General features: G+C 58.2%; 21 protein-coding genes. 12 read left to right on the forward strand and 9 right to left on the reverse strand.

What is annotated here, in order from left to right; translation table 11 throughout:
- Positions 1-125: 125 nt before the first annotated feature.
- Positions 126-2039, reverse strand: a complete 1914-nt coding sequence (locus BBB56_RS09315) for a bifunctional 5-dehydro-2-deoxygluconokinase/5-dehydro-2-deoxyphosphogluconate aldolase (protein ID WP_123800677.1) — start codon at positions 2037-2039, stop codon at positions 126-128.
- A 535-nt stretch (positions 2040-2574) separates the two neighbouring features.
- Here BBB56_RS09315 and iolD point away from each other — a divergent pair.
- The 4 genes from iolD to BBB56_RS09335 all read left to right on the forward strand — a co-directional run bounded on the left by iolD (position 2575) and on the right by BBB56_RS09335 (position 7608).
- The gene (gene iolD / locus BBB56_RS09320; RefSeq protein WP_123800678.1) at positions 2575-4515 is read left to right on the forward strand and encodes a 3D-(3,5/4)-trihydroxycyclohexane-1,2-dione acylhydrolase (decyclizing); all 1941 of its coding nucleotides are present in this window, start codon (positions 2575-2577) and stop codon (positions 4513-4515) included.
- A gap of 57 nt (positions 4516-4572) precedes the next feature.
- Entirely contained in the window at positions 4573-5589 is a 1017-nt protein-coding gene (gene iolG, locus BBB56_RS09325) for a bifunctional inositol 2-dehydrogenase/D-chiro-inositol 1-dehydrogenase (RefSeq protein ID WP_123800679.1), read from the forward strand.
- A 50-nt stretch (positions 5590-5639) separates the two neighbouring features.
- Positions 5640-6536: a myo-inosose-2 dehydratase gene (iolE, locus tag BBB56_RS09330; RefSeq protein ID WP_123800680.1), complete on the forward strand. Its 897-nt coding sequence runs from the start codon at positions 5640-5642 to the stop codon at positions 6534-6536.
- 229 nt (positions 6537-6765) lie between these two features.
- Positions 6766-7608, forward strand: coding sequence for a MurR/RpiR family transcriptional regulator (locus BBB56_RS09335; RefSeq protein WP_123800681.1), 843 nt, complete (start codon positions 6766-6768; stop codon positions 7606-7608).
- 68 nt (positions 7609-7676) lie between these two features.
- Here the strand turns inward: BBB56_RS09335 and iolB are convergent, their stop codons facing one another.
- Together iolB and BBB56_RS09345 are read right to left on the reverse strand one after the other, a co-directional pair.
- On the reverse strand, positions 7677-8492 hold the full coding sequence (gene iolB, locus BBB56_RS09340) for a 5-deoxy-glucuronate isomerase (RefSeq protein ID WP_123800682.1): 816 nt from the start codon (positions 8490-8492) through the stop codon (positions 7677-7679).
- A gap of 83 nt (positions 8493-8575) precedes the next feature.
- A complete protein-coding gene (locus BBB56_RS09345) occupies positions 8576-10081 on the reverse strand; it encodes a CoA-acylating methylmalonate-semialdehyde dehydrogenase (protein WP_123800683.1) in 1506 nt (501 codons plus the stop codon).
- 399 nt (positions 10082-10480) lie between these two features.
- Between BBB56_RS09345 and BBB56_RS09350 the strand changes: the two genes are divergently transcribed.
- A complete protein-coding gene (locus BBB56_RS09350) occupies positions 10481-11296 on the forward strand; it encodes a TIM barrel protein (RefSeq protein WP_123800684.1) in 816 nt (271 codons plus the stop codon).
- Between the two features lie 90 nt (positions 11297-11386).
- Here BBB56_RS09350 and BBB56_RS09355 read toward each other — a convergent pair whose 3' ends face one another.
- On the reverse strand, positions 11387-12604 hold the full coding sequence (locus tag BBB56_RS09355) for an MFS transporter (protein WP_123800685.1): 1218 nt from the start codon (positions 12602-12604) through the stop codon (positions 11387-11389).
- A gap of 193 nt (positions 12605-12797) precedes the next feature.
- On the opposite strand from BBB56_RS09355, the gene BBB56_RS09360 reads away from it, so the two are divergent.
- Positions 12798-13844 carry an AI-2E family transporter gene (locus BBB56_RS09360; RefSeq protein ID WP_123800686.1) on the forward strand — a complete coding sequence of 349 codons (1047 nt, stop codon included), beginning with the start codon at positions 12798-12800 and terminating at the stop codon, positions 13842-13844.
- Here BBB56_RS09360 and BBB56_RS09365 read toward each other — a convergent pair.
- A complete protein-coding gene (locus tag BBB56_RS09365; protein ID WP_123800687.1) occupies positions 13841-14524 on the reverse strand; it encodes a FadR/GntR family transcriptional regulator in 684 nt (227 codons plus the stop codon). The two genes, BBB56_RS09360 and BBB56_RS09365, sit on opposite strands and share 4 nt — an antisense overlap.
- A 168-nt stretch (positions 14525-14692) precedes the next feature.
- On the opposite strand from BBB56_RS09365, the gene uxuA reads away from it, so the two are divergent.
- Complete coding sequence (uxuA, locus tag BBB56_RS09370) at positions 14693-15877, forward strand: mannonate dehydratase (RefSeq protein ID WP_123800688.1); 1185 nt, start codon at positions 14693-14695, stop codon at positions 15875-15877.
- 75 nt (positions 15878-15952) lie between these two features.
- Here the strand turns inward: uxuA and BBB56_RS09375 are convergent, their stop codons facing one another.
- On the reverse strand, positions 15953-16900 hold the full coding sequence (locus tag BBB56_RS09375) for an ABC transporter substrate-binding protein (RefSeq protein ID WP_123800689.1): 948 nt from the start codon (positions 16898-16900) through the stop codon (positions 15953-15955).
- A 9-nt stretch (positions 16901-16909) separates the two neighbouring features.
- A complete protein-coding gene (locus BBB56_RS09380; protein ID WP_123800690.1) occupies positions 16910-17674 on the reverse strand; it encodes a class II aldolase/adducin family protein in 765 nt (254 codons plus the stop codon).
- A 238-nt stretch (positions 17675-17912) separates the two neighbouring features.
- Here BBB56_RS09380 and BBB56_RS09385 point away from each other — a divergent pair, with 238 nt between their 5' ends.
- Together BBB56_RS09385 and BBB56_RS09390 are read left to right on the forward strand one after the other, a co-directional pair.
- The gene (locus tag BBB56_RS09385) at positions 17913-19517 is read left to right on the forward strand and encodes an EAL domain-containing protein (RefSeq protein WP_123800691.1); all 1605 of its coding nucleotides are present in this window, start codon (positions 17913-17915) and stop codon (positions 19515-19517) included.
- Positions 19495-20451, forward strand: coding sequence for a D-2-hydroxyacid dehydrogenase family protein (locus BBB56_RS09390; RefSeq protein ID WP_123800692.1), 957 nt, complete (start codon positions 19495-19497; stop codon positions 20449-20451). Before BBB56_RS09385 ends, BBB56_RS09390 begins: the two co-directional genes overlap by 23 nt.
- Here the strand turns inward: BBB56_RS09390 and BBB56_RS09395 are convergent.
- Complete coding sequence (locus BBB56_RS09395) at positions 20443-20841, reverse strand: hypothetical protein (protein WP_123800693.1); 399 nt, start codon at positions 20839-20841, stop codon at positions 20443-20445. The genes BBB56_RS09390 and BBB56_RS09395 overlap by 9 nt on opposite strands.
- Before the next feature lie 438 nt (positions 20842-21279).
- Here BBB56_RS09395 and proP point away from each other — a divergent pair, with 438 nt between their 5' ends.
- From proP to BBB56_RS09410, 3 genes are all read left to right on the forward strand, one after another.
- Positions 21280-22785, forward strand: coding sequence for a glycine betaine/L-proline transporter ProP (gene proP / locus BBB56_RS09400; RefSeq protein WP_123800694.1), 1506 nt, complete (start codon positions 21280-21282; stop codon positions 22783-22785).
- 129 nt (positions 22786-22914) lie between these two features.
- Positions 22915-23892 (forward strand): porphobilinogen synthase, encoded by a 978-nt coding sequence (gene hemB / locus BBB56_RS09405; RefSeq protein ID WP_123800695.1) that lies wholly within the window; start codon positions 22915-22917, stop codon positions 23890-23892.
- Positions 23893-24005: 113 nt separating this feature from the next.
- Positions 24006-24977, forward strand: coding sequence for a sensor domain-containing diguanylate cyclase (locus BBB56_RS09410; RefSeq protein ID WP_123800696.1), 972 nt, complete (start codon positions 24006-24008; stop codon positions 24975-24977).
- Here the strand turns inward: BBB56_RS09410 and BBB56_RS09415 are convergent.
- On the reverse strand, positions 24974-25996 hold the full coding sequence (locus BBB56_RS09415; protein ID WP_123800697.1) for an alpha/beta fold hydrolase: 1023 nt from the start codon (positions 25994-25996) through the stop codon (positions 24974-24976). The two genes, BBB56_RS09410 and BBB56_RS09415, sit on opposite strands and share 4 nt — an antisense overlap.
- Between the last annotated feature and the right edge of the window lie 316 nt (positions 25997-26312).

The raw sequence follows: 26312 nt of genomic DNA on the forward strand, positions 1-26312 counted from the left end.
GACGAGAGGCCTGAACCGAGCGCAAAGTCGCTCATGCATCCATGCTGACGCGCCATGCTTTGCTCTTCGGTTTAAGCCTCCCGCGCTTTACGCTTTTCAGGCCATCTGTATAACAGCGCGGCCTTTCAACCGCGCGCGGCGCGCCAGTAGTCGATGAGCCGCAAATAGTTCCCTTTCACTTTTTCTACCAGCGCCTCATCATCCAGCTCGCCCTGCAACCACTGCCGCGAAGGCTGGCCGAAAATGGTGCGCCCTACCGCAAATCCTTTCACCCAGGGCGACTGCGCCGCCGCAGCGAATCCGGCTTTCAGCTTCTCTTCCGGCGCGTCGAGTCCCAGCAGCAAAATACCGCGACAGTAAGGATCCTGCTGCTCAATCAGGCCGCTGATGGCCTGCCAGCTCTCCGCCGACAGCGGCGGCAGTTTCCACCAGTCGGGCTGAATCCCCAGCTGATAAAAGTGGCGCAGGATCTCCAGATAATAGGACTCGTTATGATCGGGGTTGCTTTCCGGCAGAATCACCTCCAGCAGCAGTTCGTGCCCGCTCTTGTTGCAGGCTTTCCACACGTCGAGCACCATATCGTCCTGCTCTTTGCGCATCTCCGCGCTGTCGTGCGGATGGTAGAACACCAGACATTTCACAACGTGTTCGGCAGGCCAGTCGATCAGCTGCGAGCCGATATTGCCGTGCTCAAGGCGTAGCGGTCGGGAGCCAGGCAGCTCAACGGGACGGCCAATCCACCAGCCTTTGCCGGTAATGGCGTTCAGCGCCTTCTGCCCATAAGTGGTATCCGCCAGAATACCGCTTTTGCTGTCCAGTCCCGCATCGCGCGCGGCCTCTTCCGCCGCCCTCAGCAGCAGCACCTTCAGCGCCGGAATGCTGCTCTCGTCTACGCCGGCTTCCTGCGCCATGTCGGCCAGCTGTTTACGGTGGTCGAAGGCGAAAACATTCAGTTCCGGCCATTGCTGCTTACGCGTGGTGACGCGATGCAGATGATTAAGATGCGTATCCAGATCGGGGCGTTTTACCGCTTTGTCTCGGCTGAGAAAATCATCCAGCTCCGCTTTGGTGGGCATCGCCGGCGCGCAGCCGTGACGCGACACCACCAGCGCGCCGCAGGCGTTGGCGTAGCGGCAGGCCTGTTCCCAGCCTTCATCGTTAAGCCAGCCGCGCAGCAAACCCGACATAAAGGCGTCGCCCGCGCCCAGCACGTTTAATACCTCTACCCGCACGCCGCTGTGCAGCTGCGTCTGCTCCCAGGCGTCCGGAATATCGCCTTCAAACACCACGCAGCCCAGCGGACCGCGTTTGCACACCAGCGTCGCCTGAGTCGCCTGACGCACATTTTTCAGCGCCGCAAGCGTATCGGTGCTGCCGCCTGCGATATGAAATTCCTCTTCCGTGCCGACGATTAAATCGAAATAGTGCACCACTTCCTGCAACTGTCGCGTCACCTGATCTGACTCGATAAAGCGGGTTTCGCCGTCGCCGAGCGACGTCAGGCCCCACAGCACCGGACGATAATCAATATCCAGCGCGGTGCGCAGGCCGTTGCGCCGGGCAATATCCAGCGCTTTAAGCACGGCGGCGCGCGTTTGCGGATGCGACAGATGCGTACCGGTAACGGCGACGGCGCGCGACGAGGCAATAAAGGCTTCGTCGATGTCCTCTGGAATTAATCCCATGTCGGCGCAGTTGTCGCGGTAGAAGATAAGCGGAAACGTCTCTTCATCTTTAATGCCCAGAATCACCAGCCCGGTCAGTCGCTGCTTATCGGTAATCAGTCCATCGGTATTGCATCCTACGCGGGTTAACTCTTCGCGGAGAAAGCGACCATTATGCTCATCGCCTACGCGCGCCAGCATCGCCGACTTCAGCCCCTGAATGGCCGTGCCGTATGCCACGTTGCCGGAGGAGCCGCCAAGATATTTGGCGAAGGTGCTCATATCCTCCAGTCGCGATCCGATTTGCTGACCATAAAGGTCAACGGCAATGCGCCCGATACAAATCACATCAAGCCGCTTCTGTTGTGTACTCATACCTGTGGTTTCCTTCTGTGATAAGCAGACACGGCGGGCAACAGCGCAGAGATCCCGACGTGCGTCTGGTTGCTATCTGTCCAGACTGACGATGAAGGGAGTATGGGGAATAAAAATTCCAAAAACAATATGAAATGAAATATCTGACGCGATTTTGTGAACCAGGTAAAACTCTGTGCGGTCTGCGCATGATGTCGGCAACTTCCCCTCTGTTTCGCAGGCGTTCAGCGCCATAGCGCGGCGCGCGCTCAGGGCTGAAAAGGCAAAGGAAGCTATTGAAGTAAAATGATTTTTTCCAGATTTCCGATGCCTGTTGCCTGCTGTTTCACTTAGCCCGCCCCACCCTCCGGTTATTGCCGCGTTTCACAGGTAAATTTGATCTCAATCGCAAAATGAAATGTTTCTTCTGTAATCGTGTTTTATGAAAAATATATTTGTTTATAATCGCTTCACGTTTCAGTCACCTGCGGTCGCTTCTCGCGATACGCCGCGTCGCCAGCCTGTTTAGCAGGTTGCAGCAAGTAAGGAAGAGCATATGGGCACAATCAGAATGACCACTGCGCAGGCGCTGGTTAAGTTTCTTGATAATCAATACATCAACGTCGATGGCGTGGAAACAAAGTTTGTGAAAGGCCTGTTCGCGATTTTTGGTCACGGCAACGTGCTGGGGCTGGGACAGGCGCTGGAGCAGGACAGCGGCGATCTGATTGTGCATCAGGGCCGCAACGAACAGGGCATGGCGCACGCCGCGATGGGCTTCGCTAAGCAGTCTCTGCGCCGCCAGATTATCGCCTGTAGCTCGTCGGTGGGTCCGGGAGCGGCCAATATGATTACCGCCGCGGCCACGGCCACCGCGAACCGTATTCCTCTGCTGCTGCTGCCGGGCGACGTTTTCGCCACGCGCCAGCCCGATCCGGTGTTGCAGCAGATTGAGCAGAGCTACGATCTCAGCATCAGCACTAACGACGCTTTCCGCGCGGTAAGCAAATACTGGGATCGCGTCAGCCGTCCCGAACAGCTGATGAGCGCCTGCATCAATGCGCTGCGCGTGCTCACCGATCCCGCCGAGACCGGCGCCGTCACCCTTGCGCTGCCGCAGGACGTGCAGGGCGAAGCCTGGGATTTCCCAGACTACTTTTTCCAGAAGCGCGTGCACCGTCTTGACCGTCGTCTGCCCACCGCCGCGCAGCTGGAGGATGCGCTGTCGCTGATTACCCGCAAGCGTAAGCCTCTGATTGTGCTGGGCGGCGGCGTAAAATATTCCGAAGCGGGCGAGGCGCTGCGTCAGTTCGCCGAGCGCTACCAGATCCCCTTCGCTGAAACCCAGGCAGGAAAAGGCACCCTTGTTTCCGACCACCCGCTGAACGTGGGCGGCGTAGGCGAAACCGGCTGTCTGGCCGCCAACCTGCTGGCGAAAGAGGCGGATCTGGTGATTGGCGTCGGCACGCGCTACACCGACTTCACCACCGCCTCAAAATGGATTTTCCAGCATCCGGACGTCAGCTTCCTGAACGTCAACGTCAGCAATTTCGACAGCTATAAGCTCGACGGCGTGCAGCTGCTGGCCGACGCGCGCGAAGCGCTTACCGCGCTGGAAGCCGGACTGGCCGATAAGTCCTACAGCAACGACTGGGGCAGTCAGATTGAGCAGGCGCAGAGCAAGCTGCTGAAAGAGACACAGCGCGTCTATCAGGTGGAATACAGCGGCGAAGGTTTTATCCCTGAAATCGCTGACCATATCGACCGCGATGCGGTATTTGCCGAGTTCAATCGTCTTACCCAGTCAGTGCTCACGCAGAGCCGCGTGCTCGGCACGCTAAATGAGCAGCTCCCAAAGGATGCGGTGATTGTGGCGGCAGCGGGCAGTCTGCCGGGCGATCTTCAGCGCGTCTGGCGCACCCGCGACTACAACTCGTATCACGTTGAGTACGGCTACTCCTGCATGGGCTATGAGGTAAACGCCGCGCTGGGGGCGAAGCTGGCGCAGCCCCATCGCGAGGTCTATGCGCTGCTGGGCGACGGCTCTTTTATGATGCTGCACTCCGAGCTGGTCACCTCTATTCAGGAGCGCGCCAAGATCAACGTGGTGCTGTTCGACAACATGACCAACGGCTGCATTAACAATCTGCAAATGGAACACGGCATGGACAGCTTCAGCACCGAATTTCGCTTCCGCAATCCGGAAGGCGGCAAGCTGGACGGCGGCTTTGTGCCGGTAGATTTCGCCGCCATCGCCGCGGGCTACGGCTGCAAAACCTGGCGCGTTACCACGCTGGAGCAGCTGAAGACCGCGCTGGAAGAGGCGCGCCACTCGCCGGTTTCGACGCTTATCGATATCAAGGTGCTGCCGAAAACGATGGTGCACAAATATTTCAGCTGGTGGCACGTCGGCGTGGCGCAGGCCTCGGATTCTGAACGCACCCAGGCGGTGGCGGACAAGCTTAACGCCCATCTCGACCAGGCGCGTAAATACTGATTTCCGGCCGGGAAATCCGGCCCTTTTTCTCTCGATACGAACCCTACAGGTGTAATTATGACTCTGAAACTTGGCGTTATCGGTGCTGGCGCAATCGGCCAGGAACACATTCGTCGCTGCAATAACGTTTTGCAGGGGGCGAAAGTGGTGGCGGTGTCGGACATCAACGTTGACGGCGCGCGCGCCGCGCTACAGCGCCTGAATATTCAGGCAGAGGTTTACGCCGACGGCCATCAGGTGATCCAGTCGCCGGAAGTCGACGCAATCCTGGTAACCTCATGGGACCCTACCCATGAAGAATTTACGCTGGCGGCGATTGCCGCCGGTAAGCCGGTGTTCTGTGAAAAACCGCTGGCGATGAGCGCCGAAGGCTGCCGCCGCGTGGTCGACGCCGAAATCAAACACGGCAAGCGCCTGGTGCAGGTCGGCTTTATGCGTCCCTACGACGCAGGCTACCGCGCCCTGAAAAAAGTGATCACCGACGGGGGCATTGGCGAGCCGCTGATGCTGCACTGCGCGCATCGCAATCCCGCCGTGCCGGAAAGCTACACCACCGATATGGCGATTACCAGTACGCTGATTCACGAGCTGGACGTGCTGCGCTGGCTAACCAACGACGACTATAAGAGCGTGCAGGTGGTGTTTCCTCGCGTGACGTCAAAATCCCATGCGCGCCTGAAAGATCCGCAAATCGTGCTGTTTGAAACGCAAAAAGGGATGCGCATCGACGTCGAAATCTTCGTTAACTGCGCCTACGGCTATGACATTCAGTGCGAGGTGGTGGGTGAAACCGGTATCGCTAAGCTGCCTGAACCCGCCTCGGTGCAGCTGCGCAGCGAAGCTAAACTCTCAACCACCATTCTGACCGACTGGAAAGATCGTTTTATCGAGGCCTACGACATCGAGCTACAGGCCTTTATCAACGATGTGAAAGCCGGCGAGCTGACCGGGCCGTCAGCCTGGGACGGCTTTGCCGCCTCCGTGGCCGCCGATGCCTGCCTGAAAGCGCAGCAGAGCGGCGCGATCGAGCCAGTCGAGATGCCGCCGCGTCCGACGTTTTACGACAAGAAATAAGCCTTTCCTTGCGGGCGGCCGCCGCCGCCCCGACCTGTCGGGACTAAAACATGAACAAACAGAACGTAAAACTGGCCATCGCGCCGATTGGCTGGACCAACGACGATATGCCGGAGCTGGGCAAAGAGAACACCTTTCAGCAGACCGTCAGCGAGATGGCGCTGGCAGGCTTTACCGGCAGCGAAGTCGGCAGCAAATACCCGCGCGATCCGGCGATTCTGAAACCGATGCTGGATATTCGCGGCATTGAGATCTGCAACGCCTGGTTCAGCACCTTTTTCGCCAACGGCGACAAGGCAAAAACCATTGACGAATTTGTCAACCATATGAACTTCCTGCACGCCATGGGCGCGCGCGTTATTGGCTGTTCCGAACAGAGCAAAAGCATTCAGGGCACCACTCTGCCGGTGCTGGAGCAGAAGCCGATCTTCAGCGATGAAGAGTGGCGTCTGACGGCTGAAGGCTATAACGAGCTGGCGGAGATTGCGGCGGAAAAAGGAATGCGCGTCACCCTGCATCACCATATGGGCACCGGTATTCAGACCGTAGAAGAGATTGACCGCTTTATGGCGCTGACCAACGACAATGTCGGCCTGCTCTATGACACAGGCCATATCTACTACTCTGAAGGGTCGCAGCAGGCGATGCTGGATGTTCTGCAAAAGTATCTGCCGCGCATCTTCCATGTGCATCTGAAAGATGTGCGTGACGAGGTAGTGGCGCAGGTACGCGAGCAGCATCTGTGCTTTCTTGACGGCGTCAAAAAAGGCACCTTCACCGTGCCGGGCGATGGCGTAATTGACTTCAGACCTGTGTTTAAGATTCTGGACGACTATGGCTACCAGGGCTGGATGGTGGTTGAAGCGGAGCAGGATCCGGCGCTGGCGAATCCATTCGAATATGCGGTGAAGGCGCGTAAATATATTCGTGATAACGCAGGGCTGTAAGCGCCCTTGCCGTCTCTGTCCTGCGCGACCTCAGCGCGCGCAGGATCGTTCACATCGCTTTATCTCTGGGTTTCACCTCTTTTTCCCCCACATTCCCTGCATAATGTGAGGTAATTCATAAACCCATGAAATAAAGCCCACGATGGGCGCAAACGAATGAAATTTTCCATTCATCTGGTACTATAGCGCTCATTATCCAGCCATAATTCCTTTTTAACGGGCCGAAGTAATGACCAATAATAACCCGACTCAACTTTCCCTGTTACAGGATGATATTCGTCGCCGTTACGAAACGCTGAGCAAGCGCCTGAAACAGGTGGCTCGTTATATCCTTGATAACAGCAACAGCATTGCCTTCGATACCGTGGCCTCTATCGCCGCACAGGCTGATGTCCCGCCATCAACACTTATTCGCTTTGCTAACGCCTTCGGCTTCAGCGGCTTTAACGAGATGAAACAGGTCTTTCGCCAGCATTTGATGGAAGAGACGGTGAACTATACCGAGCGTGCGCGCCTGTTCCGCCAGACCGCGACGGATGACGCGGCGACGTCGCCGGAAAGCCCGATGGAGATCCTGAACGTCTTTACTATGGTGAATAGCCAGGCCTTACAGCAGCTGGCGATGCAGGTGAATCCCGACCAGCTTAATAAAGCCGTGCAGCTGCTGAACGACGCCGAGAACATCTATGTTATCGGCCTGCGCCGCTCGTTCAGCGTCGCCTCCTATCTGGTCTATGCGCTGCGTCATCTTGAGCGCCGCGCTTTCCTGATCGACGGCCTGGGCGGTATGTTTACCGAGCAGCTCAGCCTGGTAAACCCCAAAGACGTGGTGATCGCCATCAGCTATTCGCCTTACGCGCGCGAAGCGGTGGAGCTGGTCGAGATGGGCGCGAAACGCGGCGCGCATCAGATTGCTATTACCGACAGCCAGGTCAGCCCGCTGGCGGCGTTCAGCGACGTCTGCTTTGTGGTGCGGGAAGCGCAGGTTGACGGCTTCCGCTCGCAGGTCGCGTCTCTCTGTCTGGCGCAGACGCTGGCGGTGTCGCTGGCGTTGAACAACGCTAATGCTTAACTTCCGCTTGTGACAGTAAAAAGGGCAATCAATGGATTGCCCTTTTTCGTCTCTGCCCGCCGCCTCTGCTAAGCGCGCGGGTAGCTGTCGCTGTTAACCCAGGCGTGATCTTTCTCCCAGGTAAATTTCCACAGGCGCACCGGACCAGCCATCACGTTCAGGTAGTAGTTGTTGTAACCGGCAATGGTCGCTACCGGGTGGTAGCCGCGCGGCACCATCACGACATCGCGGTTGTAAGGAGCCATACATTCATCCAGCGAGCGGTCGTCGGTATAGACGCGCTGCATGGCAAAGCCCTGTTCAGGATCGAAACGGTGATAGTAGGTCTCTTCCAGATAAGTCTCTGCGTCGCTGTTTTCCTGATCGTGCTTGTGGCTGGGATAAGAGCTGGTATCGCCTTCACTGGTATAGACCTCAACCACCAGCAAGCTGTCAGCCGGCTTATCGTCCGGCAGAATATTGTGCACCAGCCGCTGATTGCGTCCTTTGCCGCGATGCTCAACGCCAACGTCGGCCGGGGCGATCAGGCGCGCAGGCAAATTACCCTGACCCGGCGCATTGCATACCGCCAGCTCCAGATCGCTGTCGGCGGTCACTTCGACTTCGTCGTTGTGCGGCACATAGACAGAGTAAGGCGGTACGCGCTCGAACGGCGACATGCGATTACCAATGCCGGGAAACTCCGCGTGACGCGTTTTTACCGACGCCAGTCCCGCGACCAGCACCAGGCAAAGCTCTTTATCACCGCTGCTCAGCCGCAGCGTTTCCCCTTTTTTCAGCAGATAGGCGTCAAAGCCCACATAGCGCCAGCCCGCGCTTTCCGGCGTCACATGCTGGATACGGCCGTTGCCGTCCGGCTGCTGTGCTTTTGAAAGAAAAGACATCCTCACTCCTCTTTTTAGCCTGCAAACAAGCCGCTACAGGCGCGCTGCCGCGGACCTGTAGCTGAGTTGATAAAACAGCGCGCTTAGCTCAGCGTCGGCATACTAAATTCCGACACCGTCTGCTGGCCGCTCGGCCAGCGCGCCGTGGCGGTTTTCATGCGGGTATAGAAACGCACGCCGTCCGGGCCGTGTACGTTGAGCGCGCCGAATACGGAACGCTTCCAGCCGCCAAAGCTGTGAAACGCCATCGGCACCGGCACCGGCACGTTGACGCCGACCATGCCCGCCTCGACATCCTGCACAAATTCCCGCGCGGTGTGGCCGTTGCTGGTAAAGATGGCGCTGCCGTTGCCAAATTCATGGCTGTTGACCAGCTGAAGCGCGCTGCTATAGTCCGGCGCGCGCATAATGCTCAGCACGGGTCCGAAAATCTCTTCGCGCCAGATGGTCATCTCCGACGTGACGTTATCGAACAGCGTGCCGCCGACATAGTAACCTTCCGCATGGCCGGGCACCTGGAAGTTGCGGCCGTCAACTACCAGCTTCGCGCCTTCCTGCTCGCCTTTGTCGATATAGCCCAGCACCTTTTTCTGGTGCGCGGCGGAGACCACCGGTCCCATCTCATTCTCTTCCGCGCCCTTGTTGATGCCGGGACCGACGCGCAGCGCCTTGATCAGCGGAGTCAGCCGGGCAATCAGCTTGTCGGCGGTATCGTCACCCACTGCGACTACGACCGGCAGCGCCATGCAGCGTTCGCCTGCGGAGCCAAACGCGCCGCCCATAATGGCGTTTACCGTGGCGTCGAGATCGGCATCCGGCATCACGATGGCGTGGTTTTTCGCCGCGCCGAACGCCTGCACGCGTTTGCCATGCGCGCTGGCGGTTTTGTAGATGTGCTCAGCCACGCCAGAGGAGCCGACAAAGCTTACCGCCGCAATGCGCGGATCTTTATACAGCTGTTCGGCATCTTCGTTTGAAGAGTGGACCACGTTAAAGACGCCGTCCGGCAGACCGGCCTCTTTGAGCAGCTCAGCCATACGCACTGACGCAGAAGGATCGAGCGCAGGCGGCTTCAGCACAAAGGTATTGCCGCAGGCCAGCGCGATCGGGAACATCCACAGCGGCACCATCGCCGGGAAGTTAAAGGGCGTAATGCCCGCCACCACGCCCACCGGCTGCATCAGCGAATAGCTGTCCACGCCGGTGCCGACGCTGGCGGAGTACTCGCCTTTAATCAGATGAGGGATGCCGCAGGCAAACTCCACCACTTCCAGCCCGCGCGTCAGCTCGCCCTGCGCGTCTGACCAGACTTTGCCGTGTTCAGAGACGATCAGTTCGGCCAGCTCGTCGCGATGCTGCTCCATGAGCGCCTTAAAGTTGAACATCACGCGAGCGCGGCGCAGCGGCGACGTTTTTGACCAGTCCGGAAAAGCCTCGTGCGCCACTTTAATCGCCTCGGCCACTTCCGCGCCGGTGCTCTGCGTTAGCTCGCGCACCACTTTGCCGGTTGCCGGATCGTAAACCGGAATCGTTTCGTTGCTGGCGCTGTAAGTGATTTGACCGCCAATGAAGTTTCCTGTGATGTTCATTCTGTCGCCTCTTTAGATGGGTGAGTTGTCTGGCGCCTCAGTGACGCAATGTCATCCGGCCAGACAAAACCAAAAGCATGCAATGAAGCTATTACAGTGAAATAAATTTTTCAAATGAAAGTTTTTGGAAGATTCCTTTTTAGCGGCATGGATCGCATTTTTTCGACTGGCCTTAAAAAGCGTGTGCCGACAAGGCTTACCGCGCGTCGGACTGCCTGTTTACAGAGGAGGTATCGCGCTGGCGAAAGCGGTAAAAGAGGCTGCCACAGCGCGAAAAATGAAATTATTGCGAGGCAGATCTCAAGCCTTAAATTTCACAATTCACTATTGATGAAATAAATGTTCTCTTTGGCGGCAGATTATTTCCTCTGTCCTTTGCCTCGCTACAGGAGCCGCAGCATGGCCATCGATCCAACCCGTTTCTGTATTAACCGTAAAATCGCCCCGAACCTCTCTCTGGAAGCCTTTTTCCAGCTGGTTCAGCGTCTGGGTTTGCACAAAGTAGAACTGCGTAATGATATGCCGAGCGGGAAGGTGTGCGATGACCTGACGGCCGGCCAGACGCGCGATCTGCTGGCGAAATACAACATTGAAGTGGTGACTATCAACGCCGTCTATCCGTTTAACCGCGTGGATGAGGCGCTTCTGGCGAAAACCGACGCGCTGTTGCAGGACGCGCAGGCCATTGGCGCTAAAGCGCTGGTGATGTGCCCGTTAAATGAAGGCGTCGCCATCTCGCCTGAAGAGACGATGGCGGCGATGAACACGCTGGCTCCGCGCTTTGCGCAGCACGGCATACAGGGTCTGGTGGAGCCGCTGGGCTTTCCGGTCAGCTCGCTGCGTTCGGCCGTGCAGGCGCAGCAGCTTATCCGCGACGCGCAGGTGCCGTTTAAGCTGGTCATCGATACCTTCCACCATCATCTGTACGAACATGCTGAACAGGAATTTCCTGCGGAAATCGACGTTGGCATGATTGGTCTCGTGCATCTTTCCGGCGTGGAAGATACGCGCGCGACGGCTGAACTGACCGATGAAGAGCGCATTATGTTGAGCAATAAAGACGTACTTAACAGCGTCGCGCAGGTGAAGCGGCTGGAGATGCTCGGCTACAAAGGCGTCTATGCCTTCGAGCCGTTCTCCTCTGAGCTGAACAGCTGGACGCCCGCCGAGATCGAACGCCAGATCCGCCACAGTATTGAACTGCTTCAGGCCTGAATGTTGCGCGGCGGTCAGTGGCCGCCGCGTCGCCCTACCCTTATCTGTGTCTTACGACACGTTTTAGGCCTCGGTCGGAGGCCGCTTTTTTTAGTTCTCTTCCGCCTTTGCTGGCGCCTGCGACAAACGCCGCGTTAGCCGCAGCGTGCCGAACAACCCCACGCAGACCAGCAGCGCCGTCAGCAGATAGACCAGCGGCACGCCTGCAAAGCTCATAATAAAGCCCGCCACCGGACCGGTAATCCCTAGCGCCAGATCCATAAAGGCCGTATAGGTCGCCAGCGCGCTGCCCTGATTCGCCTGCGGCACCGCTTTCACCGCCACCACGCCGAGCGCCGGAAACACCAGCGAGAAGCCTGCGCCGGTGAGCAGCGCCCCGGTTTTAGCCATCCAGGGTTCGAACGCGCCCGCCACCAGAAACAGGCCGATAGCCTCGACGGCCAGACAGGCGCTGGCAACGCGCAGCCCGCCGAGACGGTTAATCGCGTTGGGAAACAGAAGACGCGTGCCGACGAAGGCGACGCTGAACAGCGTGAGCGCGAACGCCGCGCCGTCCCAGCCTTTCGCCTGATAAAACAGGGTGATAAAAGTGGCGATCACGCCAAACCCCGCCGAGCCAGCGGCCAGAATCAGGCCGAAACCATAGATTTTTCCCAGCACGTCGCGAAACGGCAGCGGCCGGGCGCGACTGCCTTTTGCCGCCGGACGCGGCAGCGCCAGCAGGATCGCCAGCGCGCAGATAGCGATAATTACCCCGGAAAGCAGCAGCAGTCCGCCATGACGGTAAATAATTACGCCAAGCGGGGCGCCCAGCGCCATCGCGCCGTAGGTGCAGATGCCGTTCCATGAGATAACGCGACCGATATGCAGCGATCCGACGCGCGCCACGCCCCACAGCGACGTGCCGGTGCCGGTAAAACTCTGACCAATGCCGAGGATCACGCGCCCGATGCACAGCAGCGCCAGGCTGGCAACCGGCGAGACCGCCAGCCACGCCGCCAGCAGATAGCAGAGACCGCTCAGCAGCACGCCCACCAGCCCCAGCACCACCACGCGCTTTGGTCCCCAGACGTCGGCGTAGCGCCCGGCGTGGGGGCGACTCAGCAGCGTCGCCAGATATTGCAGGCTGATCACCACGCCCGCCCAGAAGGCGCTGTAGCCAAGCTGGTCATGCACCATGCCGGGCAGTACCGCCAGCTGTAATCCAATGGTGAGATAGCTGGCGAAGTTGTAGATTACGATAGAGATAATCAGGAGGGTTAATCCGATGCCCTTATGAGCAGGTTCCGCTGCGGGTTGATCTGGCATGACAAATTACGCTCGTGGTTGACTAATTTTTATATGCAGGAAACCTAACTATACGCGCTTTCGCCGCGCGCGCACCCGTCAGGTCGCTCAGGGTTAATTTCTCTGATTCTTATTGCGCTTTTAGAGACGAATCAGGCGTTTAATTGCCTGTCAGCTACACTACTCACTGCGGTCTGGCTTTTCAGGAGAGGGAATGAGCGAACTACAGCAGGAAAAAATAGGGCAAAGTATTCTGATTAAGCTGGCGATGCTGGTGATTATTCTCGCCGGTATCCGCGCCGCATCCGATATTATGGTGCCCTTCTTACTGGCCGCCTTTTTTGCCATCGTACTCAATCCTATCGTGACCTTTCTGATGCGGCGCGGCTGGCGGCGCGGGCTGGCGATCACGGTGGTAATTACGGTGATCTTTATCGTTATCCTGCTGCTGGTCGCGGTGCTGGCCAGCTCAGTCAGTGAGTTTTCCGACATCTATCCGCAGCTGCGCGCGACAATGGAGCAGAAGATGGCCGTGGTGCAGCATCTGGCGTCGGGCATCGGCATTCACGTCTCCACCAATACGCTGGTGCAGCGCTTCGATCCCAATATGCTGATGTCGTTCGCCACCGTCGCGCTGACGCAGTTCTCCGGCATGATGAGCAACTTTGTGCTGCTGATCCTGACGGTAGTGTTTATGCTGTTTGAAGTGCATCACCTGCCCTACAAGATGCGTAACGCGCTGACCAATCCGCAGATCCGCATCGCCGGACTCCATCGGGCGCTGAAAGGCGTAACGCACTATCTGGCTCTGAAAACGCTGATCAGCCTGATTACCGGCGTGGCCGTGTGGGCTTCGCTGTTTCTGCTCGACGTTAAGTTTGCGCTGCTGTGGGGCGTGGTGGCCTTTATTCTTAACTATATCCCTAATATCGGCCCGATCATCGCCGGTATTCCTCCCGTGCTCCAGGCGCTGCTGCTCAACAGCGGCTACGATGCGGCGCTGGTAGCGGCGCTGTTTATCGCCATTCATATGGTGTTCGGCAACATGCTGGAGCCGCGCGTGATGGGACGCGGTCTGGGGCTGTCGACGCTGGTGGTGTTTCTGTCGTTAATCTTCTGGGGCTGGCTGCTGGGACCGGTCGGCATGCTGCTTTCCGTGCCCTTAACCAGCATCACCAAGATTCTGATGGAAACCACGCCGGGCGGCAGTCGACTGGCGATTATGCTCGGCGCGGGACGGCCTAAACGGCATAAAATCTAACCCAGCAGCCGCTGCTGCACCTGCCTGAGATGAGCCGTCATCGCGGCGCGCGCGGCGTCGGCATCCCCGGCGCAGATAGCGGCGGCAATCTGCTGATGGTCGCGGTTCATCTCTTCGGCGAAGGCGTTATCCGCATAGTGGCGCTCCAGCCGCCGAAAGTGCGCGCTGTCGCGCTTGTTCCACAGGTACTCCATCATGTCGCGCAGCACCTCGTTGCCGCTCATCTCGCCGATCAGCAGATGAAAGCGCTTGTCCTGCGCAAGAAAGGCCGCGTCGTTGGTATTGTAGTGCAGCAGCGACTCCGCCAGCGCGCGCAGCCGATCGCGCTGCGCCGGGCTGCCGTGGCGCGCCGCCATCTCCGCCAGCATTCCTTCGAACGCCAGCCGGGCCTGAAGCAGATCTTCCAGGCCGAAATCCGCCTCGTCTGCGGGCGCGCCTGTCTGCGGCAGCGGCTGCATCACAAACACGCCGTTGCCGGTGCGTATATCTACCCAGCCGGTCATCTCCAGCGCAATCAGCGCCTCGCGCACCGATGAACGGCTGACGCCCAGCTGCTTCGCCAGTTCGCGCTCCGGCGGCAGCGCCGCGCCAGGCGCAAATTCTCCGTGTTGAATACTCTCTACGATCGCACTGGCGATCTGGCGATAAAGACGTTCCGTTTTCAGCACTGACAGCGCCATGTTTTTCTCCTCATCAGCAGCGGTGCAGCGTAGCGCAGGCCCCGTGGCCTTTCCGACCCGCGCAATTCATTGCGCTGCGATCGCGATCACGGCCTTTCTCGTCAGGCTAGCATACTCTTGGTCCAGCGGCCTGACCACTGGGCCAAATTTTGCGGCTAAGGAGAAACAATGGAACAGACATGGCGCTGGTATGGTCCCAAGGATCCCGTTTCGTTAGATGACGCACGCCAGGCAGGCGCAACCGGCATTGTTACGGCTTTACACCATATTCCCAACGGCGAAGTCTGGCCTGTGGAAGAGATCAAAGCGCGCCAGGCGCTGCTGGCGGAAAAAGGGCTGGTCTGGTCAGTCGTGGAAAGCATCCCGGTACATGAGGCGATTAAAACCCAGCGCGGCGACTATCAACGCTATATCGCGAATTACCAGCAGTCGATACGCAACCTGGCGGCCTGCGGCATTGATACCGTGTGCTACAACTTTATGCCGGTCCTCGACTGGACGCGTACCGATCTCGCCTGGACGCTGCCTGACGGCGCAAAAGCGCTGCGCTTCGACGCCGACGCCTTTGCCGCGTTTGAGCTGCATATTCTGCAACGTCCGGGCGCGAAACAGGCGTATTCCGCCGCCGAACAAGAGGCGGCCGCGCGCTGTTTCGCCGCCATGAGCGACGACGAAAAGACGCAACTGACGCGCAATATTATCGCTGGCCTGCCGGGCGCCGAAGAGGGATATACGCTGGATCAGTTCCGCGCGCAGCTGGCGCAGTATGACGGTATCGATAAGGCCCGGCTGCGCGAGCATATGGCCGCGTTTCTGCGCGCCATCGTGCCGGTCGCTGAAGAGGTCGGCATCAGGCTGGCGGTGCATCCGGACGATCCGCCGCGTCCGATTCTCGGCCTGCCGCGGATTATCTCCACCGAGGAGGACATGCAGTGGCTGAAGGAGACGGTGGACAGTCTGCACAACGGCTTCTGTTTCTGCACCGGCTCCTACGGCGTACGCGCCGACAATAATCTGACGCAGATGGCGGAGCGGTTCGCGGATCGCATCAACTTTATTCATCTGCGCGCCACGCAGCGCGAAGCCAATCCCAATAGTTTTCATGAAGCGGCGCATCTGGCGGGCGATGTGGATATGGTCGGCGTGATCAAGGTGATTCTGGCGGAGGAGCAGCGTCGGCGGCGCGCGGGCGAAAAACATGCCATTCCAATGCGCCCCGACCACGGCCATCAGATGCTTGACGATCTGCACAAGCGCACCAACCCAGGCTACTCCGCGATTGGCCGCCTGAAAGGGCTGGCGGAGCTGCGCGGCGTGGAGCTGGCGCTGCGCCAGACGCTGTTCAGCGACTAGTCTGACTTGCAGGCGGCCAGCAGAGCCAAAACGCAGACAGCCATGCGCTCTGCGCCGCCTTTTAACCGGTTCGGCTTATTGAGGAAATACACTACGGTCGGTAATGGCCGCGACATCCACCTTGTCTGGCAGAATTTTCAGCTCGCTGAACAGATCCGACACCTTCTGCACCTTCGCAATATCCTCTGACGACACGGCGCGGATGCCGTGCGAGATGCGCGCGGTAATCTTCTCAGCATCCGCAGGCGGCAGGCGCGTCAGCTGCGCATACACCTGGTTGTACTCCTCTTTATGCGTCAGCGCCCATTCGCGCGCTTTCGCCAGCCGCTGCGCAAAATCGGCAATGGCCGCCCGTTTGCCTGGGTCCTCCAGCGACTGCTGGGTGGCGGTGACGAACGATAGCGCGGTCGTTAGCCCTTTGCCGTCGCGCAGCAGGCGCGCGCCGTGCTGCTCGGCGATGCCGAGATAGGGATCGAACGTCGCCCATGCGCCAATTTGCCCGGAATTAAAGGCGGCGCTGGCGTCGGTCGGCAAAACAAAGCGTACCGGCACTTTGTCGCGCGGCACGTTCGCCTCTTCCAGCGCTTCGTAAAGCAGATGCTGCGAAATGCTGCCGCGCGCGGATGACACCACCACTTCTTTGCCCGCGAGATCTTTTACGCTGCGCACTGGCGAGTCGGCGGGCACAATCAGGCCGTTAGACCCCGCATCGCCAACGTTGGTCGCAATGATTTTCAACGGCACGCCGCCGGACGCCGCCATCAGCACCGGCAGATCGCCTGCGTAAGAGGTATCCACCGCGCCGGCGCGCTGCGCCTCGAACAGCGGCGCTGCCCCCTGAAAATTAGCCCAGCGATACTGGTAGGGCGCGTCCTTCAGCACGCCGGACGCCTCTACCAGCGACCGCAGGTTGCGCGCCTGATCGCCCAGCACCAGCGTCACCTTGCTGAGATCTGGCGCGGCCTGCGCCAGGGTGGCGGCGCTCAGCAGCAGCGCTGCCGCAAAACCTTTTAGTCTGTTCATTGAGGTTCCTTAGAGGGCGTTGCGGTTAAGCTGGCGAATATAGGCGTCCCAGTGCAGCTGATATTTTTTATTGCGAATGCTGTTATCGAACGCCTGAGCGGCCTTCTCGGCCACCGCATCCGGCAGAATAATCAGCTCCGCTCCGCCGGACTGGGCGGCCAGCTGCGCCTGACAGGCGCGCTCAAGGTAGTAGAGGTTGTAAAACGCCTCTTCGATGCTGCCGCCGGCGGTCAGCAGGCCGTGATTGCGCAGGATCAGGGCGTTGAGGCTGCCGAGATCGGCCACGATGCGCTGCTGCTCGTCGAGATCGAGGGCGATCCCCTCATAGTCGTGGTAGGCGACACGCTGGTGAAAGCGCGTACTGTGCTGAGAGATCATCAGCAGTCCCTGCTTTTGCGCCGACACGCCGATGCCCGCCGCCGTATGGGTATGCATCACCGCATGGGCGTCGGGACGCGCGCGATGGATAGCGCTGTGAATAACAAAGCCTGCCGGGTTGATCCCCAGGCCGGTCGGGTCGTCGATGATATTCCCGTCAATGTCGATTTTTACCAGGGTATCCGGCTGGATTTCGTCGAAGGTCTGCCCGTAAGCATTAATTAAAAAGTGCGGCTCATCGCCCGGCACGCGTAGCGAGAAATGGGTGTAGATATGATCGGTCCAGCGCAGTTTCGCGGCCAGGTGATAGGCCTGCGCCAGCCTGACGCGCGCCTGCCATTCCGCGTCAGAGAGCCGTTGTTGCAGAGAAGGGGATGCCAGCGTTGCCGTACTCATATGCGCCTCTTTTTTTAGGTTATTCAGTGTGGCGTCATCGTTACACAGCGTTTTCACCGGTGGGAAATATCAAAAGCGGCAAAACAATGTCAATAAATGCAAAGCGCGGTCGATACTTGATCTACATCACCTGCTCGCCTGAGCAAAACGCTACCCTGCACGGCCTGAGGGCGTGCTATGCTGCGCTGACTAAATTTGCACCTCCTCACAGACACGCCAACATTCAGAGGAATTTGCGGTGCCGCCGTTAAAACGAAAACGCGACTACGCCAGAATCATTATTGTCTTATCGGGGGTGCTTCCTCTGTTACTTGGCATTATGTTTACTGCAATTGATGCGCGGCATACCCTCCAGCAACAGCAAATCAGCGCCGCGAATACCCTTCTTTCACAGGCGGAAAAGATGAGCGACAGCGCCTGGGATATGATTACCTGGCTCCGTCAGTATCACTACCAGTCCTGCGATAATATTGAAGGCAAGCTGCAACGCGCGGGCACGCTTAACGCCTATTTTCGCGCCATTGGCAAGCTAGAGGGGCAGAAGATCACCTGTTCCTCGGCGTATGGCCTTAATCCCGGCACGCTGAGCGATATGATGCAGCGCGCGCCGCCCGTGACCGGCAAGGCCTGGTGGAGCCTCTCCCTGGCAGGCACCGCTGGCGTGCCAAACCGCCCGGCGGTGATCTTCGTTCGCCAGCTGCCGGATACTAAAGGTTTCTGGGCCATTATTGACGGCCAGTATCTGATGGACTTTATGAGCGCTCTGGGCGAGGCGCGCGGCTACCGGTTTACTATGCGCTTCAATGACGGCGCGCCCATTGTTGTGGGCAAAGAGAGTCCGCCCTCCTCCAGCCTGTTTAACACGCAGCGTTATCAGGCGCAGTCGAGCCGCTATCCCATCAGCGTCACAATAGAAACGCCAGGTGCAGAACTGATGCGCGCCTGGCGGCAGGTGATGTTTATTTTTCTGCCGATGACGGCCATTCTCTCTGTGCTGCTGATGGTGCTGACCGCCAACTGGTTACAGCGCCGCATCTCCTGGCGCGATGAAATCCGCCGCGCTATCAATGCCCGTCAGTTTTCGGTGCACTACCAGCCGGTGTACAACAATAATACGCAGACGTGCGGAGGAGCCGAAGCGCTGCTGCGCTGGACGCTGCCGAACGGCGAGCCTGTCCGCCCGGATATTTTTATCGGCGCTGCGGAAGCTGAAGGCATGATTGTTCCCCTGACGCGTCATCTGCTGGATCTCGTTGCCGATGATGTGCAGGAATGGGAGGTCGCGCCGGGCTTTCATATCGGTATCAACGTCGCCGCCGAGCACCTGCAACATCCCGCATTTATTCAGGACATGCTGAATTTCGCGGAAAAAATTAAGCATAAGCAGCTGCTGATCACGCTGGAGCTGACGGAGCGCAGTCTGATTAAAGAGGGCGAAGATGTGGCGAAAAAGCTCGATCGTCTGCGAAGCGAAGGCATGGTGGTGGCGATTGATGACTTTGGCACAGGGCACTGCTCGCTAAGCTATCTGCAAAATTTTGCGCTGGACTACCTGAAAATCGATCGCGGCTTTATCAACGCCATCGAATCGCTGTCGGGCGAAACGCCGGTGCTCGACGCTATTATCACTCTCAGCCACAAGCTACAGCTGGAAGTGCTGGGCGAAGGGGTAGAAACCGCCTTGCAGTATCTCTATTTACGCCAGCGTGGCGTGACCTTTATTCAGGGCTACTATTATGCCAGTCCGATGGAGAACGGCGCGCTGATCGCCTGGCTCGCTGAATATGGGCAGCAGCCGCTGCACAGAGAGGAATTGCACGATGCTCAACTGCACCCTTCTTGATGACTACCAGAACGTGGCCCTTAGGCTGGCTGACTGGACTTCGCTCCAGCCCGCCGTACAGACCCGCTCATTGCAGCAGCCGATCGCCGACGACGACGCCCTTACGGCCGCGCTTGCCGACAGCGATATTCTGGTGGTGATGCGCGAACGTACCCCGCTCACCGCCGCTCGCCTGGCGCGACTGCCGCGCCTGAAGCTAATCGTCACTTCCGGCATGCGCAACGCCGCCATCGATCTTGACGCCTGCCGCGCGCGCGGCATCGCCGTGTGCGGCACGGCCAGCAGCAGCGCGCCGCCGCTTGAGCTGACCTGGGGCCTGCTGCTGGCGCTGGCGCGTCATATCGTGGCGGAGAATCAGGCGCTGCGCGCTAACGGTCCCTGGCAGCAGCATCTTGGCATTGCGCTTGAAGGAAAGACACTGGGGCTGATTGGACTGGGCAAAATAGGCGGCGGCATGGCAAAAGTGGCGCAGGCGTTTGGTATGCAGGTCTGCGCCTGGAGTCAGAACCTGACGGATGAGCGCGCGGCAGAGTGCGGCGCGCGGCGGATGCCATCGCTACAGGCGCTGCTGGCGGCAAGCGACGTCGTGTCGCTTCATCTGGTACTGAGCGAGCGCACGCGCCATCTGCTGGATGCGGCGGCGCTGGCGCAGATGAAGCCGGGCGCGCTGCTGATCAATACCGCACGCGCCGGGCTGGTGGATCAGCAGGCGATGATCGCGGCCTTGCGTTCAGGCCAGCTGGCGGGAGCCGCGCTGGATGTGTTTGATACCGAGCCGCTGCCTGCCGATCATCCGCTGCGCCAGCTGCCGAACGTGCTGGCCACGCCTCATCTGGGCTATGTTGCTGACGATAACTACCGGCGCTACTTTACTCAGGCGGTCGAAGACATCGCCGCCTGGCTGCGCCATCAGCCGCTGCGTTCGCTACTTTAGCCGCGCCGCGCGCTGTTTTCTTACCACGCGCAGCGCCACCTCTACGCTCTCATCCTGCGCGCTGGGCTGCGCCGTCTGGCGGGTTCGCGCCTGAAGCCGCTGGCTAATACGGGCCAGCGTCGGCAACAGCTCCAGCTCCTGATACGCCTCAACCGGAGGCGGCGCCGGCTCGGCGCGCTTTCTCTCTCCGGCAACGGCATAGCAATGGTTTACATATCTGGACGGTTTTCCAGCAGCGAGAGCCTGCGGGTGGTGTGCAAACCAGAGGCTGCCCGGCCTTTCTGACGCGAAATGTCGCTGGCTGAACAAGGAACGGGTAAGTTTCTTTTCGGTGCTGTCGATCGCTGACAGCCAGGGATTATCAAAGGGCGCGGTCTCTTTGCTTACCATTGATCCTCCATTAACAATAAAGCGCAAAGCATCATTGAATACTGCATTAGCAGTAAGTTCAGCTATATCTTGCCCCTTTACCAGTATTCCCGTCTACCCCACAGCAAAGAGACAACGGCTTCGCGACAGGTTGAGCCTCTTCAAATTTTGAGAAAAAACCGTCAGGGGAACGAGGCTTATTTGCCGGTTCTTCTGTCGCTTAACCCGGCGGCGAAAAGCGGTGAAACCGGTCAATATCAGACCAAACATGACAAATATCAAAGAAAAACGGTATACTCTGCCACCTGATGCGATAATTTCAACACTAATTATCGCTCATTGTAGCCAGTGGAAAATTCTGCCAAAGGGCTATGCTTTAATTTTCTCAATGCCGCGAACTGCTCTCTTCATCCGGTTCGCGACCTTGAGGAATTTCATGTGCTATTACAGGGTAACTCTATGAAACTACGTAGGAAGCGTGTCAAACCTATCGGGCTGGATGATGTCACTATTATCGACGATGCCCGTTTGCGTAAAGCCATTACCGCCGCCTCGCTGGGAAATGCGATGGAGTGGTTTGATTTCGGCGTATACGGCTTTGTTGCTTATGCACTGGGTAAGGTCTTTTTTCCGGATGCGTCGCCAGGCGTGCAGATGATCGCCGCGCTTGGGACCTTCTCTGTTCCCTTTCTTATTCGTCCGCTGGGCGGCCTGTTCTTCGGTATGCTGGGCGATAAGTATGGTCGCCAGAAAATCCTGTCGATTACCATCGTCATTATGTCGATCAGTACCTTCTGTATCGGCCTGATCCCCTCTTACGCCTCTATTGGTATCTGGGCGCCGATTCTGCTGTTGATCGCCAAAATGGCGCAGGGCTTTTCGGTCGGCGGCGAATATACCGGCGCGTCAATCTTTGTGGCGGAGTATTCCCCTGACCGCAAGCGCGGCTTTATGGGCAGCTGGCTCGACTTTGGCTCTATTGCTGGTTTCGTGCTCGGCGCGGGCATCGTGGTGCTGATTTCCGCTATTATCGGCGAAGCGAAATTTATGGAATGGGGCTGGCGTTTGCCGTTCTTCCTCGCGCTGCCGTTGGGCATTATCGGTCTCTATCTGCGCCATGCGCTGGAAGAGACGCCGGCGTTTCAGCAGCACGTTGATAAGCTGGAGCAAGGCGACCGCGAAGGGCTGCGCGATGGTCCTAAAGTGTCGTTTAAAGAAATTGCCAGCAAGCACTGGAAAAGCCTGCTTGCCTGTATCGGTCTGGTGATTGCCACCAACGTGACCTATTACATGCTGCTGACCTACATGCCGAGCTATCTGTCGCATAACCTCCACTACTCGGAAGATCACGGCGTGTTGATCATCATCGCCATTATGCTGGGCATGCTGTTTGTCCAGCCGGTGATGGGTATGCTCAGCGACCGGTTTGGCCGCCGTCCGTTTGTTATCGTCGGCAGTATCGCGCTGCTGGTCTTCGCTATCCCGGCCTTTATGCTGATTAACAGCGGCGTGCTGGGCCTGATCTTCGCGGGTCTGCTGCTGCTGGCGGTGATCCTCAACGCCTTTACCGGCGTCATGGCGTCGTCGCTGCCGGCCATGTTCCCGACCCATATCCGCTACAGCGCGCTGGCAAGCGCCTTCAACATCTCCGTGCTGATCGCAGGTCTGACGCCGACTCTGGCGGCATGGCTGGTGGAAGCGACCAGCAACCTCTATATGCCCGCCTACTATCTGATGGTGGTCGCGGTGATCGGTCTGATTACCGGCATCTATATGAAAGAGACGGCGAACAAACCGCTGCGCGGCGCGACGCCTGCGGCTTCTGACCTCGAAGAGGCGCGTGAGATCCTGCAAGAGCATCACGACAACATCGAGCAGAAAATCGAAGATATTGATGCCGAGATCGCGCGTCTGGAAGAGAAGCGTAAAAATCTGGTGCAGCAGCACCCCAACATTAACGAGTAACCTGCATTCTCCCGCCGTCCGGCGGGAGAATTTTTTTGGCGCGCCACGCCGCCGCCGCACACAATCTTCATTGTTACCCGGTAAAAGGAGTAAACTAACGCTACTTTTTTCACCTGTGTAAGAATGAATATGTCTGACTTTTCTCTGCTCCAGCGTCCAAGAAGGCTGCGTTCCAGCCCGGCGATGCGTGAACTCTTCCAGGAAACTTCTCTCAGCCTGAACGATCTGGCCCTGCCGATTTTTGTTGAGGAAGGCGTTGATGATTACAAAGCGATTGAAGCGATGCCGGGCGTGATGCGCATTCCGGAAAAACGTCTCGCCTATGAGATTGAGCGCATCGCCAAAGCGGGCATCCGCTCGGTGATGACCTTCGGCATCTCCCACCACACCGATGCGACCGGCAGCGATGCCTGGAACGAAAACGGCCTGGTGGCGCGTATGTCGCGCATTTGTAAAGACACGGTGCCGGAAATGATTGTTATGTCCGATACCTGCTTCTGCGAATACACCAGCCACGGCCACTGCGGCGTGCTGTGCGATCACGGCGTCGATAATGACGCTACGCTGATCAACCTCGGCAAACAGGCGGTGGTCGCGGCAGCGGCAGGCGCGGATTTTATCGCTCCCTCAGCCGCGATGGATGGCCAGGTGAAGGCGATCCGTCAGGCGCTGGACGCGGCGGGCTTTACCCAGACCGCCATTATGTCTTACTCCACTAAGTTCGCCTCCTCGTTCTACGGCCCGTTCCGCGAAGCCGCAGGCACTGCCTTAAAGGGCGATCGCAAGACTTATCAGATGAATCCGATGAACCGCCGCGAAGCCATTCGCGAGTCGCTGATCGACGCTGCCGAAGGCGCAGATTCCCTGATGGTGAAACCTGCCGGCGCGTACCTTGACGTGCTGCGCGAAATCCGCGACCGCACTGAGCTGCCGCTGGCTGCGTACCAGGTCAGCGGCGAGTACGCCATGATCAAATTCGCCGCGCAGGCGGGAGCGATTGATGAGCGTAACGTGGTGCTGGAAAGCCTGGGCGCCATTAAGCGCGCCGGCGCGGACCTGATTTTTAGCTATTTTGCCCTTGATCTCGCCGAACAAAAAGTGCTCTGATTGTCCCCAACATCCTGTGGTCGGCCATCGCAACGATCGCAGGATGCCTTTTTAAGCCCTTGTAGCTACACCAGTTTCGCTTCACCTGTCTCACTAACTATAAGAGTAACGCGATGAGAGCACCTCAACATCCTGCTAATGAGGCGCAACGCCTTGTCCAGCTGCACGACATGAAAATCCTCAATACGCCGCCGGAAGAGCGTTTCGACCGTCTTACACGGCTGGCGCGCCGTCTGTTCAATGCCCCCATTGCGCTGGTCAGCCTGGTAGAAGCCAGTCAGCAGTGGTTTAAATCCGTGGCTGGCGCTTACAGCGCATCGACCACGCCACGCGACATCTCTTTTTGCGGTCACGCGATTTTGCAGGACGACGTGATGGTGGTCGAAAACGCGCTCAACGACAGCCGTTTTCATGACAATCCGCTGGTGACCGGCGAGCCGCATATTCGTTTTTACGCTGGCTGTCCGCTACGCGGACAGGGCGGCATTAACGTGGGTACGCTGTGCATTCTTGGTCACGAATCGCGTGAATTTAGCGCCGACGATCGCGCGACGCTGCGCGATCTGGCAGCCATGGCCGAAGCGGAACTGGCAGCCTTTCAGACTGCAACCTGCGATGAGCTGACGCAGATTACCAACCGACGCGGTTTTATGACGCTGGGCCAGCTGGTGCTCAACGACTGCATGTTAAAACAACGTCCGGCCTGCCTCACCTTTCTCGACCTTGATAAGTTCAAGCAGATTAACGACACCCTTGGTCATCGCGAAGGCGATCGCGCGCTGATGGATTTCGCCGATGCGATGAAAGTCTGTTTCCGCCACTCCGATCTGTTTGCCCGACTGGGCGGTGATGAGTTCGTGGTGCTATTCAATGGGCTGCATCAGCCGGAAGCGGACGCGCTGCTCAGCGAGTTCAGACACTATCTGCAACAGCAGACCAGCAGCCTGAATCGTCGCTATGCGCTGCACTTCTCGTCAGGCATCGTCGAGTTCGCCAGCGCCCATCCGCAAAGTCTGGAGCAGATGCTGGAAGCCAGCGACGCACGCATGTACGCCGCTAAAAAAGAGAAGAAAGCGCCTTTTTAACCCTGTGACAGCGCCGCGATAAGCGACTGGTTAAATTTTGTCGGCGCTTCCATCTGCGGCGCGTGACCCATGCCGGGAAACTCAATCAGCCGCGCACCAGGGATACGCTTCGCCGCCTCTTTGCCCAGCACCTCATAGTGCCCCAGGGTGGCTTTTACCTCAGGCGAAGCGATATCGCTGCCGATAGCGGTGGTATCGGCGGTGCCAATCATCAGCGTGGTCGGCACTTTCAGATCGCCAAATTCATAAAAGACCGGCTGGGTAAAGATCATGTCGTAGATAAGCGCGGAGTTCCAGGCCACCTTTTCATGTCCCGGTCCGGCGTTCAGCCCCGCCAGCATATCTACCCATTTATCATATTCCGGCTTCCACTGGCCGCTATAGTAGGTGTGCTGCTCGTATTTTTTAATGCCTGCGGCATCAAGCTTCAGCTCGCGCTGATACCACTGATCGACGCTGCGCCACGGCGCGCCTTTAGCCTTCCAGTCTTCCAGCCCGATAGGATTCACCAGCACCAGCTGCTGCGTTTCGTCGGGATACATCAGCGCATAGCGCGTGGCGAGCATGCCGCCGGTGGAGTGACCTACGATAACCGCTTTCTTTATGCCCAGATGCGCCAGCAGCTGATGGGTGTTGTCCGCCAGCTGCTGGAAGCTGTACTGATAGTTAGCCGGCTTACTGGCGCTGCAAAAGCCAATCTGGTCCGGCGCGACGACGCGATAACCGGCCTGACTTAGCGCGCGGATGCTCTCTTCCCAGGTCGCGCCGCAAAAGTTTTTGCCGTGCAGCAGCACGACGGTTCGCCCGTTAGCCTGACCGGCTGGCTTTACATCCATATAGCCCATGCTGAGCGGCTGCTGCTGCGAGGAAAAGTTGAAGCGCTGAAGCGGGAAAGGATACTGAAACCCTTCCAGCTGCTCGCCGTAAGTTGACGCCGCCATCGTGGGGGCGGCGCTGAGCAGGGCGATCGATGTGAGCAAAGCGGCAAGGGGTTTCTTCAGACCAGATGCCAGATTCATGCGGTGACCTCCATTCAGGCAAAAGAGCAGCAGTGTGACACGCGCCCGAACCCTGCGTATTGTTGCGCTGTGTCATCCTGGTGATGTTTTTTAAAACAAGCGTAGCCTGCCTGCGCTATTTTGCCTGCCGTTATTTAACAGACGCAGAAGCGTCATGCGCCATTTCTGCTGTGAAAACCACAATAAGGTTAAATATTCATGCTTTCAGAAGACAAATACTTTACCTTTATTTTCTCTCTTTGCCTGGATTCTACAACCTTTAAGCAACACTCATCTCTTTTTGATAAAATTTATATATTCCACACCTCTTGTAAAA

It is taken from the genome of Candidatus Pantoea deserta (assembly GCF_003813865.1).
Classification (GTDB): domain Bacteria; phylum Pseudomonadota; class Gammaproteobacteria; order Enterobacterales; family Enterobacteriaceae; genus Pantoea; species Pantoea deserta.

Bases quoted from the DNA above. Each gene is read 5' to 3' on its own strand.
- BBB56_RS09345 (WP_123800683.1), bottom strand. From the start codon at position 10,081: ATGAACATCACAGGAAACTTCATTGGCGGTCAAATCACTTACAGCGCC.
- BBB56_RS09360 (WP_123800686.1), top strand. From the start codon at position 12,798: ATGAGCGAACTACAGCAGGAAAAAATAGGGCAAAGTATTCTGATTAAG.
- proP (WP_123800694.1), top strand. From the start codon at position 21,280: ATGAAACTACGTAGGAAGCGTGTCAAACCTATCGGGCTGGATGATGTC.
- iolB (WP_123800682.1), bottom strand. From the start codon at position 8,492: ATGTCTTTTCTTTCAAAAGCACAGCAGCCGGACGGCAACGGCCGTATC.
- BBB56_RS09390 (WP_123800692.1), top strand. From the start codon at position 19,495: ATGCTCAACTGCACCCTTCTTGATGACTACCAGAACGTGGCCCTTAGG.
- BBB56_RS09410 (WP_123800696.1), top strand. From the start codon at position 24,006: ATGAGAGCACCTCAACATCCTGCTAATGAGGCGCAACGCCTTGTCCAG.
- BBB56_RS09415 (WP_123800697.1), bottom strand. From the start codon at position 25,996: ATGAATCTGGCATCTGGTCTGAAGAAACCCCTTGCCGCTTTGCTCACA.
- uxuA (WP_123800688.1), top strand. From the start codon at position 14,693: ATGGAACAGACATGGCGCTGGTATGGTCCCAAGGATCCCGTTTCGTTA.
- iolG (WP_123800679.1), top strand. From the start codon at position 4,573: ATGACTCTGAAACTTGGCGTTATCGGTGCTGGCGCAATCGGCCAGGAA.
- hemB (WP_123800695.1), top strand. From the start codon at position 22,915: ATGTCTGACTTTTCTCTGCTCCAGCGTCCAAGAAGGCTGCGTTCCAGC.
- BBB56_RS09315 (WP_123800677.1), bottom strand. From the start codon at position 2,039: ATGAGTACACAACAGAAGCGGCTTGATGTGATTTGTATCGGGCGCATT.
- BBB56_RS09335 (WP_123800681.1), top strand. From the start codon at position 6,766: ATGACCAATAATAACCCGACTCAACTTTCCCTGTTACAGGATGATATT.
- BBB56_RS09355 (WP_123800685.1), bottom strand. From the start codon at position 12,604: ATGCCAGATCAACCCGCAGCGGAACCTGCTCATAAGGGCATCGGATTA.
- BBB56_RS09380 (WP_123800690.1), bottom strand. From the start codon at position 17,674: ATGAGTACGGCAACGCTGGCATCCCCTTCTCTGCAACAACGGCTCTCT.
- BBB56_RS09350 (WP_123800684.1), top strand. From the start codon at position 10,481: ATGGCCATCGATCCAACCCGTTTCTGTATTAACCGTAAAATCGCCCCG.
- iolD (WP_123800678.1), top strand. From the start codon at position 2,575: ATGGGCACAATCAGAATGACCACTGCGCAGGCGCTGGTTAAGTTTCTT.
- BBB56_RS09365 (WP_123800687.1), bottom strand. From the start codon at position 14,524: ATGGCGCTGTCAGTGCTGAAAACGGAACGTCTTTATCGCCAGATCGCC.
- BBB56_RS09375 (WP_123800689.1), bottom strand. From the start codon at position 16,900: ATGAACAGACTAAAAGGTTTTGCGGCAGCGCTGCTGCTGAGCGCCGCC.
- iolE (WP_123800680.1), top strand. From the start codon at position 5,640: ATGAACAAACAGAACGTAAAACTGGCCATCGCGCCGATTGGCTGGACC.
- BBB56_RS09395 (WP_123800693.1), bottom strand. From the start codon at position 20,841: ATGGTAAGCAAAGAGACCGCGCCCTTTGATAATCCCTGGCTGTCAGCG.